This window comes from Candidatus Omnitrophota bacterium (assembly GCA_030695905.1).
Taxonomy (GTDB): domain Bacteria; phylum Omnitrophota; class Gorgyraeia; order 2-01-FULL-45-10; family 2-01-FULL-45-10; genus CAZHPY01.
On sequence record JAUYOL010000040.1, the window covers coordinates 1 to 15,362 of the forward strand.

17 protein-coding genes and 3 tRNA genes are annotated in these 15,362 nt (G+C 45.2%); all 20 read right to left on the bottom strand.

Annotated elements, in window-relative coordinates:
- Nucleotides 1–143 precede the first annotated feature (143 nt).
- Complete coding sequence (locus tag Q8R38_06700) at nt 144–725, bottom strand: flavin reductase family protein (GenBank protein ID MDP3791714.1); 582 nt, start codon at nt 723–725, stop codon at nt 144–146.
- A 24-nt stretch (nt 726–749) separates the two neighbouring features.
- Nucleotides 750–1,268 carry an ORF6N domain-containing protein gene (locus tag Q8R38_06705; protein MDP3791715.1) on the bottom strand — a complete coding sequence of 173 codons (519 nt, stop codon included), beginning with the start codon at nt 1,266–1,268 and terminating at the stop codon, nt 750–752.
- 174 nt (nt 1,269–1,442) lie between these two features.
- Complete coding sequence (locus Q8R38_06710) at nt 1,443–1,667, bottom strand: translation initiation factor (GenBank protein ID MDP3791716.1); 225 nt, start codon at nt 1,665–1,667, stop codon at nt 1,443–1,445.
- 49 nt (nt 1,668–1,716) lie between these two features.
- Complete coding sequence (locus Q8R38_06715) at nt 1,717–2,265, bottom strand: HPP family protein (protein MDP3791717.1); 549 nt, start codon at nt 2,263–2,265, stop codon at nt 1,717–1,719.
- 38 nt (nt 2,266–2,303) lie between these two features.
- Entirely contained in the window at nt 2,304–3,746 is a 1,443-nt protein-coding gene (locus Q8R38_06720; protein MDP3791718.1) for a multiheme c-type cytochrome, read from the bottom strand.
- Between the two features lie 91 nt (nt 3,747–3,837).
- Nucleotides 3,838–4,986: a phospholipase D-like domain-containing protein gene (locus Q8R38_06725; GenBank protein MDP3791719.1), complete on the bottom strand. Its 1,149-nt coding sequence runs from the start codon at nt 4,984–4,986 to the stop codon at nt 3,838–3,840.
- On the bottom strand, nt 4,973–5,131 hold the full coding sequence (locus tag Q8R38_06730) for a hypothetical protein (GenBank protein MDP3791720.1): 159 nt from the start codon (nt 5,129–5,131) through the stop codon (nt 4,973–4,975). The genes Q8R38_06725 and Q8R38_06730 overlap by 14 nt, the downstream gene beginning before the upstream one ends.
- An 11-nt stretch (nt 5,132–5,142) precedes the next feature.
- Nucleotides 5,143–5,817 (bottom strand): hypothetical protein, encoded by a 675-nt coding sequence (locus Q8R38_06735; protein ID MDP3791721.1) that lies wholly within the window; start codon nt 5,815–5,817, stop codon nt 5,143–5,145.
- 186 nt (nt 5,818–6,003) lie between these two features.
- Nucleotides 6,004–6,091, bottom strand: a tRNA-Ser gene (locus Q8R38_06740).
- 49 nt (nt 6,092–6,140) lie between these two features.
- Entirely contained in the window at nt 6,141–7,361 is a 1,221-nt protein-coding gene (locus Q8R38_06745; GenBank protein ID MDP3791722.1) for a glycoside hydrolase family 5 protein, read from the bottom strand.
- The gene (corA, locus tag Q8R38_06750; protein ID MDP3791723.1) at nt 7,362–8,336 is read right to left on the bottom strand and encodes a magnesium/cobalt transporter CorA; all 975 of its coding nucleotides are present in this window, start codon (nt 8,334–8,336) and stop codon (nt 7,362–7,364) included.
- A gap of 27 nt (nt 8,337–8,363) precedes the next feature.
- A tRNA-Ser gene (locus tag Q8R38_06755) sits at nt 8,364–8,454 on the bottom strand.
- A 16-nt stretch (nt 8,455–8,470) separates the two neighbouring features.
- Nucleotides 8,471–8,560, bottom strand: a tRNA-Ser gene (locus Q8R38_06760).
- Between the two features lie 13 nt (nt 8,561–8,573).
- Nucleotides 8,574–9,230, bottom strand: coding sequence for a hypothetical protein (locus Q8R38_06765; protein ID MDP3791724.1), 657 nt, complete (start codon nt 9,228–9,230; stop codon nt 8,574–8,576).
- A gap of 29 nt (nt 9,231–9,259) precedes the next feature.
- A complete protein-coding gene (gene serS, locus Q8R38_06770; GenBank protein ID MDP3791725.1) occupies nt 9,260–10,537 on the bottom strand; it encodes a serine--tRNA ligase in 1,278 nt (425 codons plus the stop codon).
- A gap of 9 nt (nt 10,538–10,546) precedes the next feature.
- Nucleotides 10,547–11,983 carry an RtcB family protein gene (locus Q8R38_06775; protein MDP3791726.1) on the bottom strand — a complete coding sequence of 479 codons (1,437 nt, stop codon included), beginning with the start codon at nt 11,981–11,983 and terminating at the stop codon, nt 10,547–10,549.
- Between the two features lie 14 nt (nt 11,984–11,997).
- Nucleotides 11,998–12,423 carry an archease gene (locus Q8R38_06780; GenBank protein ID MDP3791727.1) on the bottom strand — a complete coding sequence of 142 codons (426 nt, stop codon included), beginning with the start codon at nt 12,421–12,423 and terminating at the stop codon, nt 11,998–12,000.
- 29 nt (nt 12,424–12,452) lie between these two features.
- A complete protein-coding gene (locus tag Q8R38_06785; protein ID MDP3791728.1) occupies nt 12,453–14,480 on the bottom strand; it encodes an APC family permease in 2,028 nt (675 codons plus the stop codon).
- 1 nt (nt 14,481) lies between these two features.
- Nucleotides 14,482–14,976: a hydrogenase maturation peptidase HycI gene (hycI, locus tag Q8R38_06790; protein ID MDP3791729.1), complete on the bottom strand. Its 495-nt coding sequence runs from the start codon at nt 14,974–14,976 to the stop codon at nt 14,482–14,484.
- Nucleotides 14,939–15,322: a 4Fe-4S binding protein gene (locus Q8R38_06795; GenBank protein ID MDP3791730.1), complete on the bottom strand. Its 384-nt coding sequence runs from the start codon at nt 15,320–15,322 to the stop codon at nt 14,939–14,941. Before Q8R38_06795 ends, hycI begins: the two co-directional genes overlap by 38 nt.
- Nucleotides 15,323–15,362 lie beyond the last annotated feature (40 nt).

Sequence of the window (15,362 nt, forward strand, 5' to 3'; positions counted from 1 at the left end):
AGTTCCCGGGGCACGCGTTCTTTGACATACGCGAGAAGTCTAACATTATCGAGATAAAATACTAAACTTTACGAAACTACAGGAGGTTCGTTACGCAAGAGGTGTCTCTATTCTAATCTACCTCGACTGGGAAATTGGACATCTTAAATAATACGGCTATCGGGGACACTGAATATCTTGCCGCCCAGGTGATGGATGATCTTCGGCCCCGCTTTCTCAGGGCACCATCTGTCGGTAAAAATGCCGCTTTGGGCTTCTGCATACACGACGTCACCGAGCACTATGTTGTACTTCTTAAGTAGGGCCTTATCTCTACGAAGCTTACATTCCAACACGCCTATGGCTGATTTTAGCCGGGGGGATTTTATCTTCTTACTCTCTTCTTTAACCAGCCCATATTCTTTAAACTTATCTACCCCTGCGCCTGAAACGCTCCCGAGCTTACGCACTACTTCAGCCATATCGCTTGAAGGTACATTGACAACAAAATCGCCCGTCTCAAGAATAGCCTTATATATAAAGTGTTTCTCCCATATTTCAAGAGCTATTATCGGAGGATCGTCGGAAATAGGCATATTCCAGGCTATGGGCGTTATGCCGGCCTTTTTCTTAAAAAGTGAGCTTACCAAAACAACCGGGCCCGGCCCTATAAGGCGGTATGCTATCTCCAATGGTATCTTTTTCTTCATCATCCTCCCCTCGATCTTTTCGTTGGTCATCTTCATGAGGTAATTATATCATGAATTTTGTCAATCCTGTTTAAATCCTATCCTGCGCTTCGGTGGTTCCGACGGCGGAGCCATAAGTTGCCTGATAACTTCGAATATAGATTGAATTTCTACGTCGTGTTTTTCAAACTTTCTTTCAAGCTCATTGAGTTTATAGACTAACTCTTTATGCGTCGATAAGATCTGTCTTAATTTAACGAATGCGCGCATTATAGCAATATTAACTTGAATAGCTCTCTTGCTATTAAGAACGCTGGATAACATAGCAACGCCTTGTTCCGTAAATGCATACGGATTAGCACGCCTGATGCCGCCCCAACTTGAAGTCACAAATTGTGACTTCAAGATTTTGTATTCATCTTCTGTTAGTTGAAACATAAAATCTTCCGGGAATCTATCCATGTTTCTTTTGACCGCTTGAATAAGTACTTTCGCTTCTACCCCATAAAGCTTTGCCAAATGAGCACTTAGCATAACTTTATGGCCCCGAATAAGATTTATCTTATTCTCTATAACATCTTGAGGTATTATTCCCTCCATATTGCCTCCTGTTTTTTAGGTGATTACAAGTTATAACACAATCCTCCTATCATATAAGACGTAAAAAGTGCCAAAATTGTTGCAATTTATTTTAAAATAGTTTACAGAAATTTTTACAACCGGCTGATTTACTTGCAGTTATGTATGAATGGATTGCTTGTTGTGGGCTTACCTTTACCCTAATTTCTTGATGAACCAGACTTTGACTGCCGCGACTTTGTCGCCCTGGATCTCGATTATGCCGCTTTTGACTGTTCCTCCTGTGGCAAATGTCGATTTAAGCTCCCTTGCAATAGTCTCCAGCCTCTTGGATCCATAGGTGTGGAGGCCCGCGATGACCGTGACAGCTTTACCGGATCTTTTTTCTAATCGGATTTTTGGTGTTGGCGAACTTCCCATGGGGTAATTATATCATACAAAAATCCATTAAAACCACTTCCAAAACAATCTAAAACCAGTATACGGGATAATGTCTCTTGGGATTGGTCGACAGATTATTTATCAATAATGCAACGATCAACATTATTAAGGCGCCAACGAGAACTGGAAAAAATACATACCGATAACCAAGGGAATGAATTTTTTCTCCTCCAATTATCGCAATCAATGCGGTAGCTCCTCCGGGAGGGTGCAAAGTGCGTGTTAAGTGCATCGCCACTATTGCCACTGATACTGCCATGGGACCGGCCATGATAGGATCGTTGCCTGCTAATATAAAAACAGTAACGCCGACAATCGCAGATAAGACATGGCCACCTATAAGATTCCTGGGTTGGGAGAACTCTGCCGAAGGAGCTCCATAAACAAGAACAGCAGAAGCCCCAAAAGATCCAATTAGGAATGAACTTTCTATGGGTGACAGCTTTAAGTATTTTCCACATATTGCAATAGCATAAATCCCGATGAATGCGCCGATCCATGACCATGCAATTTTACTCAACGGCTTCCGGGGAGGGCACTTTCCAGTTCCCTTCATTCTCAAAAAATAGTTTCTCATTTTTCCTGCCATTGTCTTCATCTTTTAGCAGTTATTTATTATTTTACCTGATAACGCTTCTGAAAGCTCTCTTGTTCTTTTTTCCGCCGCGCGTCTTCTTCGGGATCCATCTTGTCGATGAACCATTTATGGTTATCCGAATTCAAAACCTCATCGATCTTCACTTTTAAGGCCTTCGCCGCTTCGACTTTTCTGGGATCCGATGACTTAAGATTCTCATCCGCTAAAGTTTCAAGCTCCGGGATAAATTCGGCGTAAAAATTCTTCGCGACTTCATATGTCCCGTGCCAGTGGGTATAATCCGGCCCCATCATCGAGGCGCCATGACGCGCGCGTCGACCTTCGTGATGCCAAATTTCGTACCAGATAAAATCTATTCTGTTTCCAAAAGGTACCGGTTTAATGAGCGGTTTGGCGGCCTCCATCAGGGCCTGCCCTGGTTTGGCGAATTTTTCATGATATAGTTCGATCAAACTGTCATACTGTGTATAAAAACTCTCGACAAAAGGGTCACCGTGACAGTTCAAGCAAACATCCTTCATATTCTTGCGCCGTGCCTTCCAGCCAATATCCTTTCCCGGAAGGCCCATGTTAGCGTCGGCGACTTCAGGCCTTATAGAGACAGCAGGCCTATTGTTCCAACTGATCCTCATCCCGACATCATGGGTCACGCCCTGAGAGGGGGTGGCACTCATATGACACGTAGCGCAAGTAGGCGCCGCGTTATAGTCTTCTCCGAGAACCCACTTCTCGTTGTCCAAATTCATCTTATGCTTGTTCGCGTAAAATGCGACGCCGTGTTTGGATTCTTCGTAAATCTCAATCTGAGGATGATCCGGCCCCATGTGGCATTTGCCGCAATTTTCCGGATTCCGAGCTTGTTCCACAGAAAATTTATGCCTCGAATGGCATGCACTGCAGGATCCTTCCGAACCGTCGGGGTTTATGCGGCCTATGCCCGTATTGGGCCAAGTCGCCGGATCCAGTTTACCGTCCTTTAATACCTTAACCTCAGAGCCATGGCACTGCCAACAACCATTCACTACCGCAGAGGAAACTCCATCGGGAAATCCTTCCGTCTTAAATCCGCGATTCCCCTCTACCACTTCAGCCAACCGGTTATCCTGGGAACCCAGAATTCGCGCGGCCTTCGAGTGATGTGAGCTGACAAATTCTTTGACTTCTTCGCTGTGGCAACGGGCGCAATCCTGAGGTGAAACTATCGTTGCTATCATGACCCCGTTATGTTCGTACGCGTCCGGGTCCCCTGTCTTGGCCTGATGGCATTCGTAACAACTGACATTCGCCCGAAAATGTTTGCTGGCACCCCATTGCTCCACAATCGCCGGCGTCTGTTCCTTATGGCAGGCGATACACTCCTTGGATTCTCTAGAGATCGTTTCTGGCACCATACCGGCATTTGCCAAAGATACATGAGGTAGCACGGATAAGATAATAACCGCAAAGAGAGTTTTTTTCATCGGAAGACCTCCTTTGATTCCGCTATGTGGATTTGCTTTTTAAAAAACTGGCGGTGCGTAGATTTTGGTAATATTATACGCTATTTTTGACTTATTCAATAGCACTTTGTCCAATTTCTCTAAGCCCTTTGCGCAGAGAAAATTGGCTCACGCCGAATCTTCTTGCTAGATCTGGAACTGAAGCAGATTCTATAGATTTGCCTTCCGCTTCCAGTAGTGCTTTTACAAGCAGCACAAACTTAGCCGGTTGGCTCTTTGAGACAAGGTTCTTAGGATCGAAAAAATCCCCCGTCATTTTAAAAGTCGCGCCCGGTATCTCTTTAAGCTCTATCCAGGCGTCTTTGCCGTAACTGAAATTCGCGTTCAAAAGCTTATATCTATCCTGCAGCGTCTCCAGCACTTTTATCATCTGCCGCCTAAGGTCCGCATCCTTCAATTGGTGGTCCATGCCCAAGCTAATAGCTATGTCTTCGAGTGAAATAAAAAAGCTGTTCTCACCGAGGCGGGACGATTCAGCCAGAAGCAGAAGATACATATCCATGGCGCGGTCAGCCATGCGCTCAAGCATGGTTGAAAAACAATCGTGATTGTTCAAAAGTTTTGCGCTAACACTGACAATAGCGTCTTTCGGTAATGATTCAAGTGGCACTGGCCTATCAGGCCGCGGCTTTGGATCTTTTTTATCGCCTTCCAGAAGAAAGCGCCTCAAGCGCAAGAGTTTCGTTTTTGCAAGTTCCGGAGAATCTATTAATACGGCAGATTCGTAATTACTTTTTAATGCGGCAATGCTCCAGTTCGTGCTACCATCCACAACATAGCGGCCATCCACTATGATAAGTTTGTCATGCAAAAGATAGTATGGTGTGACTTTATAAATACGTGCGCCTTTTTCAGTAATAGGCAGAAAGATGCGGTCTATTTCCTCGCTTGACGGCATACCATGCCCAGGCTTGGTATTGATATATATCTCCACGCTGACACCTCTAGAGAGAGCCTCTTCCAGATCCTTCATCAAAAGCCGGACCGGGCCGGTCTCAGGAGGATTAAATATATAAAGAGACATGATGATAGATTCTTTAGCACTATCAAGCAATTGTATAACTGCTGGCTCGTATGCCCTGTCGGATATATCTTTAACCTTGGCGGGATAGAATTCGCTCGCTTGATCAGCAGCAAATACGGGTAGGCATAAAGTAAGGATGATGAAAAATATGACTAATTGCAGTTTATTCGATTTCAATAGCTATACTCTCGGTATCTTCGGGTAGCTTTTTTGTTTCTTTATTATTGATCGTATACTGCCATTCATCATAATCAAATGCAACCGCATAACATCTGAATACTTCTTTTCCGTTGATTTTTACCACGAATCCGCCATCTGGCATACATACTCCTTTTATTTTATGATTTCTAAAACCGGGTTACTTATGAAATCTGATGGTTTTACGCGCCAGCCATCATAGGGAGATACCGGATGTCCAGCTTCATCAAATGCGTCTACAATAAGTTCTGAGCAAAAATATGCCTTATCCATATGGCACCATTCGTCGACTATTTTATTCTCAAATATAAAATTAAAACTGATGGGCACAAATGTGGAAACAACATAGAATATCAACCCTCCCCAACCGTATTTAAAACCTTTTTGCTCTTCGCAAAATTTTAATACTTTATCTATAACATCGTTATCCTGTATGTATTTATGCCGAAATGCCCGTATTAGATAACCATTCTTTAAATATATATTGATATCTTTCTCTATAATACCTTCCGGCTGTGCCTCCCAAAGCATGCCGTTCCCTCTATAGATAGCAGCGTGCGTCCAAAATCGGTGTTTTAATTTGCGCGTAAGAGCATTGGATAGCTGTATATACCAGGAATCGGCAAGACTCGCTTTTCCTGTAAGAATAATATCGCCCTTTTTAAGCACTGATATATCGCTAATAACATTTTCGGGTTTTGCGCTCCACCCAAATATAAAAAGACGAATCAAGCCAGTAATAATAAGAAGGATCACCAGCCAAGCTGCTGCTAAAATCGTAAATAAGACCAAATACCATAGTGCTATCATTTATTTATCCCAGTCTCAAATATATTCCTGCGAAGGTAAAAGGGGACCGTTCTGATTTCAGTAATTTCAGAACGCCCGCCGCTCATTTCCGAAAAATAGAACCGTCCCCTTTATGCCCTTTACTTTCTGGATCGTCCCCTTGTCACCCCCCTTGTCGCCTATATGTGTATTTGCTTTTTAAAAAATTGGCGGAGAGGGAGGGATTCGAACCCTCGGTACCTTTCGGTACACGCGCTCTCCAAGCGCGCCGAGTAAGCCGCTTTCGTACCTCTCCGCATAAATTTACTAAAAATCTATACTAAGCTGTTGACTCTTGCCATATATTAAAAATGCTTTTTCAATACCGACAATATCTTATCGTTGCGGGTGAAATTCTCTGTGCGCCAGGAATAGACCATACTGCCTTTTTCCTTTGGCCACTGCGACGCGAATGTCTCCCAGCCCGCTACAGGGCCCTGACGATTGACCCATGCGGGATTACCCACATATCTATAAATACCGTCGGGATAGGCTAAATTCGCTACCGTCTTATAATTCCAGTATGTCCAACTGAACCGATATTTTACGCAGGCGGCTATCATATCGTCCACCCACTGGGCCTCGCCGTAGAAACCATCACGCGCATGGACGCCGAATTCGCCCAGATACAAAGGCACGCTAACCTTCTTCGCGAATTCATGGTAGGCCTTTGCCATCATATCGAATCTGTTTTGGTTCCATACTATACCATAGACCTTACCCGGGTAATGCAGGCCCTGTTCGAAGTGGTGCGTAAAATTTAACGGCGCGTAATTGTGTATGCTATAGGCGGTATTATTATCTTTGGGCTTGCCCAAAAACTCAAGCCGCTGCGCCCACATATTGCCCTCCAAAAATAGTATATGTTTCTTGTCGGTGCTTCTTATTTCGGTAGTGGCAGCTTCGTATAGGGAGCGCACCTTAGGCTCTTCGACGAAGCTTACAACGGGCTCGTTCAATATATCGTAGCCCGCTACGTTGGAACAATCCCTGTAGCGGTCAGCAAGGAAGAACCATAACCTTAAGTAGCGGTCCTTGTTCTGTTCATTATCAAATAATTCCGCTTTCCCGTAGGAATCGGAATGCCAATCGCAGTTCTGCGCGCCGGGCGCGGCGTGAAGGTCGAGTATGCAATATAGCCCGTACTTCTCACACCACTGGACTGCCCTATCCAGATATTTTAAACCTTCTTCATTCAAGCTGTACGGGCGATCCTCAAACTCTATCAACCTGTAATTAAACGGCAGCCTGATACAGTTGGCCCCCCAGCTCTTTATCGTCTTAAAGTCAGACTCCTGGATAAAAGTATCGCGGAAAGATGTAATGAGATCTTCGAGCGCGGGCTTGCCCAGGGCAATAGCGAAAGAAGATCTAAAATCATGCTCGGGTGTATTGCGCCCGCCGAACATGTAGCCTTCCATCATCAGCCAGCCGCCGAGGTTTACACCCTTTAAGAGGACTTCTTTGCCGGAGTCGTCAACTATTCGCGTTCCGCTTACCTTCAAGAGCGGCAGCTTTTTTGTCATTTATAACCACTTTCTGCGTTTAAAATATATAAGCATCGTAACTGTGATCGTCATCATAATGGCAAGGACGACCGGATAACCGAATTTACTGTTCAACTCCGGCATGTGCTTAAAATTCATCCCGTAAATACTTGCCACGAGAGTAAGGGGCATCATTATGGTAGCTATGATGGTAAGAGTCTTCATTACTTCGTTAAGCCGGTTAGACACAAGCGATGTATACGCTTCCATGGCGCCGGTAATAACGTCGCGCGATGTGCCTATAAGGTCGTTTAACCTTACCAGGTTATCGTATATATTTCTGAAATATATGACGTTCGCCGGAGAGATAAGCTCAAAATCTCCGCGGGTAACGCTGGATATGACATCTGTCTGCGGGCCTATGGTGCGCCTTAGGTACATGATCTCATTCTTAAGATAATATATCTTTTTGAGGACCTCCTGATTGGGCTCCTTGAATAGCTCATCGGTCATCGCGTCCACAGAATTGTCGAATTTCTGGACGATAGGGAAATAGCTATCTACGCATGAATCGAGGATGGAGTAAAGAAGCATATCCGCTCCATGCATCATCATCGGCGACTGTTTCTTGGTGCGTTCTTTACATACCGCTATAGAGCTAAGCGGGCAATTATGAAAGGTAATAAGAAAATTTTTTCCTAAACAGCAGTCCAGCTCCGCGGTCTTCACTTTCTCGTTTCCATTGGTACCGTTTGATTCGAGGGAAAACATTATCAGGAAGAAATAGTCTTTGAATTTTTCTATCTTTGGCCGGGCGTTAGGCATAATAAAATCTTCTACGGTAAGTGGGTGGAGATTAAATACCTCCGTAAGGAAATCTATGTCGGTATCGTCTATATCGAGCATGTCTACCCAGACAAGCGAACGCTCGTCCTTGAGCGCCTCTGATATTTCCTGCGCTGACAATTCGGATTTTAAGCCCTTATCGGGATGATAATAGAATGACTCGTACATAATATAATGCTCCTATCAAGCAAAACATGGCGGAGAGGGAGAGATTCGAACTCTCGTATCCCGTAAAGGATAACACGCTTTCGAGGCGTGCACCATCAACCAACTCGGCCACCTCTCCGTGCACGTATTAATACTGGCGGAGGAAGTAGGATTCGAACCCACGGTGGACTTACGTCCACAACAGCTTTCAAGGCTGCCGCGATCAACCACTCTGCCATTCCTCCGAGAATTACAAAATTAAAAGAACAACTGCTTTATTACCGCTACGTAAATATATTGTGTTTGGCTCCATAAATCAAGGAAAAATTTACCTATCGTAAATCCCGGAAAGGTGAGCCCGAATATCATCGACATCACAATAATATTTACTATATAGACTATAGCTATCGAGAAGACATATCCCGACTTTACTATATCAGGTTGTTTTACCTTCATTATCTCTACCGTCGAAATTATGTGGAACGCCAGAGTAAAGCCTATGAGAAACAGGAATATCGCGCCGTTGATAGGGTAAGATTGCGATACCACAAAATATATTATCGTTATGATGATCGTATATATAGGAAAAAAGTACGGGGCGAGTTCTATTATAAAGTTGGATTTAGTGGTCCCGACGGAGCCTCCCTCTTCTGAAACTTTGAAAGACTTTATCTTACCGCCGAATAGCCATGCCACGCCGGCGTGTACGGCCTCATGGCCTAACACATAAAGATATGCCGGCTTGTAGAATAAAAGGTGCAGTATGGAATAAGATACTATGCCCCAGACAAAATAGCGCAGGTTGGCGGCAACTTCATTTATCAGGATAAAATTATCGTAGAACGCCTTTGTGGCGGCGTAAGCGACGGGTATCGCGAGTACGCCGATTACGAATTTGATTATAAGTTTTATCATTTAGCCCTAAACCGAGATTGCTTCAGGCGCTAAAGCGCCTTCGCAATGACATTTATACCGTCCATATACGGGACAAGAGCTTCGGGGATATTTACGCTTCCGTCCTTATTCTGATAATTTTCCAATATCGCCACTACAAGACGGGCGAGCGCCACACCTGAACCGTTTAATGTATGCACAAAATTTGTCTTCTTCGTTTTACTGTCGCGGTAACGTATATTAGCGCGGCGCGCCTGGAAGTCTGTAAAGCAGGAACAGCTTGAGACCTCAAGATAAGCGTCCGTGCCCGCGGCATAAAGTTCTATGTCGTAGCATTTGGCCGCCGCAAACGATATATCGCCCGTGGCAAGCATTACGACCCTGTAAGGTAACTTTAAGGCCTGCAGGACATCTTCGGCGTCATTCAATAATTTCTCGAGTTCATCGAATGAGGTTTCCGGTTTCGCGAATTTTACGAGCTCGACTTTATCAAATTGATGGATCCTGATAAGTCCCCTCGTATCCTTGCCGTAAGAACCTGCTTCACGCCTAAAGCAGGCAGAGTAGGCCGCATATCGTATCGGCAGCTGGCTTTCTTCTAAAACTTCGCCGGAATGAATATTAGTTACCGGCACTTCAGCAGTGGGGATTAAAAATAGATCCTCATCTTTTAGCCGGTACATATCTTCCTCTAATTTTGGGAGCTGCCCGGTGCCTGTCATGCTGCGCCTGTTTACCAGAAACGGCGGTAATATCTCGGTATAACCGTGTTTCTTTGTATGCATATCGAGCATAAAGTTTATGAGCGCTCTTTCAAGTCTCGCGCCAAGACCCTTGTAGAGGATAAAGTTTGACCCTGTTATCTTGGCCGCGGTGCCAAAGCATATAATATCGAGGGATTCGGCAAGATCAATATGGTTTTTAGGATTAAACTCAAAAGTGGGATTTTTACCCCAAGACCTGACGATTTTATTGTTCTCTGGGCCGCCTACAGGTAGTGATTTATCGGGTATATTTGGGATTATATACTTAATTTTGTCTATTTTTTGGTTAAATTCCTCCACTTTTGACTCTAAATCTGCTATTTTTTGGGAAACTGGCTTCATGCTCTCTATAATCTCTTTTGCGTTTCTTTTTGCCTTCATAGCGGCGGCTATTTCATCATTGGCCTTGTTTCTCTTAGAGCGCAATTCCTCGACCTGGGCCAGCATCTTTCTGTGCTCTTCATCAAGTTTTAAAAGCTCATCGATATCGAGCTTATAGCCGCGATTTTTTATACCCTCTTTTACCAGCTCTTTATTGTCACGTATGAATTTTAAATCTAACATTATTTCTCCTTACCCTTTGATCACTCCAAGCGGCCGCATGCGGCAAACTTTTTTCGATACCCCGGCCCCCGCCACAACACCCACTACATCGTTTACGTCTTTATAAGCTTCGGGCGCTTCTTCCGCGAGTGTTTCCCTTCCGCTGGACATGACTATTATACCTTTATTTTCGAGTTCGCGCGATATAGATCTTCCGCGGCATGCCTTTATGGCAGCAGAGCGCGAAAGCCTCCTGCCTGCACCGTGACATGTAGAATAAAATGTCTCCTCGGCTTTTTTCGTTCCCGCCAATAGATATGAATTTCTTCCCATATCACCCGGTATTATTACGGGCTGGCCCGTCTTCTTATATTTTGCGGGTAATTCCGAATGGCCCGGCCCGAATGCCCGCGTGGCGCCCTTTCGGTGAACACAGAGCATCTTCTCAATGCCGTCAACATTATATTTTTCTATTTTCGCTATATTGTGCGCGACATCATATACCAGATCCATTCCAAGATCTTTAGGGCTCATTTGAAATACCTTCTCAAACGCTAATCTGGCAAGATGCATTAAACACTGTCTGTTCGCCCAGGCATAATTGGCCGCGCAGCGCATCGCGCCTAAATACGCCTTCCCTTCTTCCGAATTCACCGGAGCGCACGCAAGCTGCCTGTCGGGGACGCTGATATTATATTTAGAAAGACACCTTATGAAATCTCTTGAATACTCATCGCAGACCTGATAGCCAAGGCCGCGCGAGCCCGAGTGTATCATCATCGTAACATGACCTTTTTCTATACCGAATACCTGGGCCGTATCTTCGTCGTAAACCTCGTCGACAACCTGAATTTCGAGAAAATGGTTGCCCGAACCAAGAGTGCCGGACTGGTTCTTCCCGCGCTCGTATGCCCTCGATGAAACATTATCCGGGTTCGCGCCCTTTACAGCTCCATGCTCTTCGGTATATTCGAGATCTTCCTGCCTGCCATACCCATGCTCTACCACCCATTTCGAGCCCTCGACTAAGAGTTTTCTCTCTTCATTAGCGCTTACCCTTATGTCGCCTTTCGAACCCACGCCCGCGGGTATATCATTATAGAGAGCGTAAACGAGCTCTTTTAACTTAGGCTTTACTTCACTTTCTTTTAAATTCGTCCTGACGAGCCTCACGCCGCAATTTATGTCGAAACCAACTCCTCCGGGCGATATAACGCCGCCTGCGTCTATATCGGTTGCCGCGACGCCGCCGATACAAAATCCATAGCCCCAGTGGATGTCGGGCATCGCGAGCGAATGTTTGACTATACCCGGCAACATCGCTACATTGGCGACCTGGTCCGCCGCTTTATCGCGGCTGATATCGTCGATCATGGCGGCACTCGCATAGATAATGCCGTCAACACGCATGCCTGTCTTGTAGCTTTTTGGTATGCGCCATCTATATTCGTCTATTCTTTCCAGCATAACAGGCCTTCCAATCAAACGTCAAAAATAATATCGACCTCATAGTAGTCGTCTGTCTTGATAATCTTTAAGTTGTAATAAGTGGCCGCTTCTATCTCGGTCTTGAGTCTGTTTCTATTGTCACTAACCGCGCGGCCAAAGGCTTTTGCCCTAATAAGATCCGGCGAAAGTTCCAGAACTTTAAAATCATAAAATATTACGTGCTTGGTATAAAAATTATATAGAAGTTCGTCGAGCCAGGATATGAGAAGCTCTTCGTGATTTGGCGCGGTAAGCTCCACTTGCTGTATTATTTCGCCTTTGAGTCCCTGGAGGTCGGCTATAATATCGAACATCGCGAACGCGGCGTTTTCGAAGAGTTCTTTTAAGGTCCTGCCAAAAACCCTTACGCCGATATCAGCTGTATGCGAAAACTGCTCGTATCGCTTTAGAGGCTGCATAAAAACGGATTTTATCACAAAATATGGGTTTAAGCAATGGAAGCGGGTAGTTTGGCGTCACCTATTCTTATCGGCATTATTATGAATGGAATGCCGTACTGGTGAAGCCTTCTTTGCACCGCGAATGTGGTATGGTTATAAAGAAGCTTGGAAAAGAATGTATCTTCGGGGAATACTATCTGGCCGCCGAAGAATACGCTCTGAGGATAGTCATTAAATATATTCTGGGCAAGTTTTGAAATCTCTTCGGAAACATCTATACCTGTTGTATGGAATGACCTGGCATAGAACCCCTGCCGCTCCATGAAACCAACATAATGGCTTAACTCTTCCCGCACATGCAGGTCAAGCGCTTCCATCTCTTCAGCGCCTTTAAAGTTACCGGCGTCCACCATGCCGGCTTCCATGAAGAAGAAATTCTTAAAATCATCGCCAAAAAGCCTTACCACATTGAAAAGCGTGTGCAGCCCCATGCCGTTAAAACCGCTTACAAGTATTACGGCTATTTTGGAGTCGGGATCAAATTTTGGCTTGCCGTTTTCACCCCTCGCAACTTTTTGGGCGGTCTCCTGCTTGGTAATCTCGGTAACATGGGCGAGCCTATCGAGATGCATAAGCTGTTTCTGTGTCCTATAATAGTAGCGCTTTATCATTATGGCGACACCGGCCAGGGCGCCGGTTATAAGAAGGGTTATCCAGCCACCTTCGTGAAACTTTATTATGACGACACTTGCCAAAATAAAAGCCGTTAGCATCAGGCCCAGGCCGTTTATGGTTATCTTTTTAAACCAATTTTTTACCTTCTTCCTTTCTTTCCACCAGTGGCGCACCATGCCAAGCTGTGAGAGAAAGAATGTGATAAAAACGTTTATACTGTAAAGAACTACGAGTAATTTTACCGAGCCTTTACTCAAGAGCATTACCGCAAAAGCCGATATCCCCATGATGAGTATGCCGTTTTTAATGACAAAACGTTCGCTCATCAGGGCAAACTGGAACGGAAACCATCTGTCCTTCGCCATGTTGGCCAGTACGCGCGGCCCGTCGAGAAACCCCGCCTGTGCCGCGACAAATAGCAGCGCCGCTTCTGAAATAAGCGTAACTAAAATAAAGATATACCCGAGATTACTATTGCCCCATCCGGCAACAACATTCTCAAGAAGAATAGCGTTAAATGTTTTACCCGGCTGATGGCTTACTCTGAAGAACAGATACCCCAGCATTAATCCCGCGGCCACAAATGCCAGGGATATCGCCATATACCTCATCGTCTTCTTGCCGGTCTCCACCCTGGGCTCTCTTAAAATGGGCAGCCCATTGCTTACGGCTTCGATACCTGTGTAGGTTCCGGCACCCATACTGTAAGCGCGCATTATCAGCAAGAACATCCCTAATGTACCCAGCTCCAGCTGTGTCTTCTGGACATCCGAGGCTATATTGCCGGCCAACATCCCGAAATCCGAAGAATGTTTTACAAATCCATAAACTATAATGAATACGTGCGTAATTAAAAATATCATAAATACCGGAATAAGCGGCATCACAGAATCTTTTACGCCTCTCATGTTCAGCACGATAAGCAGAAACAGCGCCAAGACCGCAAGCGGCAATTTAAGATAGTAAAGATTTATAGGCAGAAAGCTGAATATAGCGTCGGCGCCGCTGGCCACCGATATTGTTATAGTGAGAACGTAGTCTATAAGAAGAGCGCACCCCGATACCATGCCTAAGGACGGTGAGAGAAGCTTGCTGGCGACTAAGTATCCTCCGCCGCCGGAGGGAAAGAGCTCTATAATATGCGAATAACTTGACGCGATCACAAATACCGTTATCGCTGTGGCTAAAGCAACGAACACTCCGAGGTGAGCGTGGCTGCCGAGCGTGCGGAACGCTTCTTCGGGACCGTAACAGGAGCTCGATAATCCGTCAGCGCCCAGGCCCACCCACGCGAAGAACGCTATCAGGGAAAGTTTATGAAAAATGCGCGGATCGCGAAGATTATGGGCCTTGCCCAATACAATATTTTTTACGCGCTTGAATAAAGAAAGTTTTTCCATCCTATGCCTTATCCTTCACTGCGTCTATTATAGCACTCGAAACGCCTTTTACCGAAGCCTTTACCTCTTTCGATGCCGGCTTGCCAAAACTGATATTTTTTGGCTGTATCCCTATAAATATTATCCTGCATTTTATTGACTGGATAAAATAATCCATCATGACCTTGGCCGGAAGTTTGTGCGTCGAGAACGAAACACCTTCACCTAAATCTTCCGTCTCAAGCAAAAGTACCGCCCCGGGCTTTTCTTTAAGATCCGCGGTGTCTACTACTATAAGATGGGTCGGCTTGTACCGCTTTATTTCACCGGTAAGATTTTCCGGAGCAGTAGCGCCTAAAAATACCTTGAGCCGGTTATTCTTGGATTTTTTATGAATATTTTCCGCAACAAGCATGCCTGCGGCGTCATCGGCCCTGAATTCTGAGCCAACACCCAGTACGGCTATCCTTTTCGCGCCCTTAAGGCGCGCCTGGAGTTCCTTCGTCAGGCTTTGCACGCATCTTCACCTTTAACTTTGCCCTGTCGAGCGAGGCAAGTTCAAAATCGGATGTGGCTTCCAATGCTTTTTTGGGACATGAGTCCACGCATTGGGCGCAATATATGCATTTGGCGAGATCTATTTCGCATTCAAATTTGCCTTCGGGGGTCTTCGTTATCGAGATCGCGTTCGAAGGGCAGTCCTTCATGCAAAATTTACAACCTATGCATCTTTCAGGATAGAATTTGAGCCGGCCCCGTAAATTTTTTATAGGCGCTTTTTTTACAAAAGGATATTTTGTCGTGGCAGGTTTTTTGAATATCGACTCTAGGACCTGCTTTATCATCTTGCCCGGCCTTATCATGGTTCGACTCCTTCCAGTCGCTCACCATGACCCTGAGCAA

Coding starts and splice junctions, on each gene's coding strand:
- Q8R38_06700 (MDP3791714.1), bottom strand. CDS start 725: ATGAAGATGACCAACGAAAAGATCGAGGGGAGGATGATGAAGAAAAAG.
- Q8R38_06705 (MDP3791715.1), bottom strand. CDS start 1,268: ATGGAGGGAATAATACCTCAAGATGTTATAGAGAATAAGATAAATCTT.
- Q8R38_06710 (MDP3791716.1), bottom strand. CDS start 1,667: ATGGGAAGTTCGCCAACACCAAAAATCCGATTAGAAAAAAGATCCGGT.
- Q8R38_06715 (MDP3791717.1), bottom strand. CDS start 2,265: ATGAGAAACTATTTTTTGAGAATGAAGGGAACTGGAAAGTGCCCTCCC.
- Q8R38_06720 (MDP3791718.1), bottom strand. CDS start 3,746: ATGAAAAAAACTCTCTTTGCGGTTATTATCTTATCCGTGCTACCTCAT.
- Q8R38_06730 (MDP3791720.1), bottom strand. CDS start 5,131: ATGCCAGATGGCGGATTCGTGGTAAAAATCAACGGAAAAGAAGTATTC.
- Q8R38_06735 (MDP3791721.1), bottom strand. CDS start 5,817: ATGATAGCACTATGGTATTTGGTCTTATTTACGATTTTAGCAGCAGCT.
- Q8R38_06745 (MDP3791722.1), bottom strand. CDS start 7,361: ATGACAAAAAAGCTGCCGCTCTTGAAGGTAAGCGGAACGCGAATAGTT.
- corA (MDP3791723.1), bottom strand. CDS start 8,336: ATGTACGAGTCATTCTATTATCATCCCGATAAGGGCTTAAAATCCGAA.
- Q8R38_06765 (MDP3791724.1), bottom strand. CDS start 9,230: ATGATAAAACTTATAATCAAATTCGTAATCGGCGTACTCGCGATACCC.
- serS (MDP3791725.1), bottom strand. CDS start 10,537: ATGTTAGATTTAAAATTCATACGTGACAATAAAGAGCTGGTAAAAGAG.
- Q8R38_06775 (MDP3791726.1), bottom strand. CDS start 11,983: ATGCTGGAAAGAATAGACGAATATAGATGGCGCATACCAAAAAGCTAC.
- Q8R38_06780 (MDP3791727.1), bottom strand. CDS start 12,423: ATGCAGCCTCTAAAGCGATACGAGCAGTTTTCGCATACAGCTGATATC.
- Q8R38_06785 (MDP3791728.1), bottom strand. CDS start 14,480: ATGGAAAAACTTTCTTTATTCAAGCGCGTAAAAAATATTGTATTGGGC.
- Q8R38_06795 (MDP3791730.1), bottom strand. CDS start 15,322: ATGATAAGGCCGGGCAAGATGATAAAGCAGGTCCTAGAGTCGATATTC.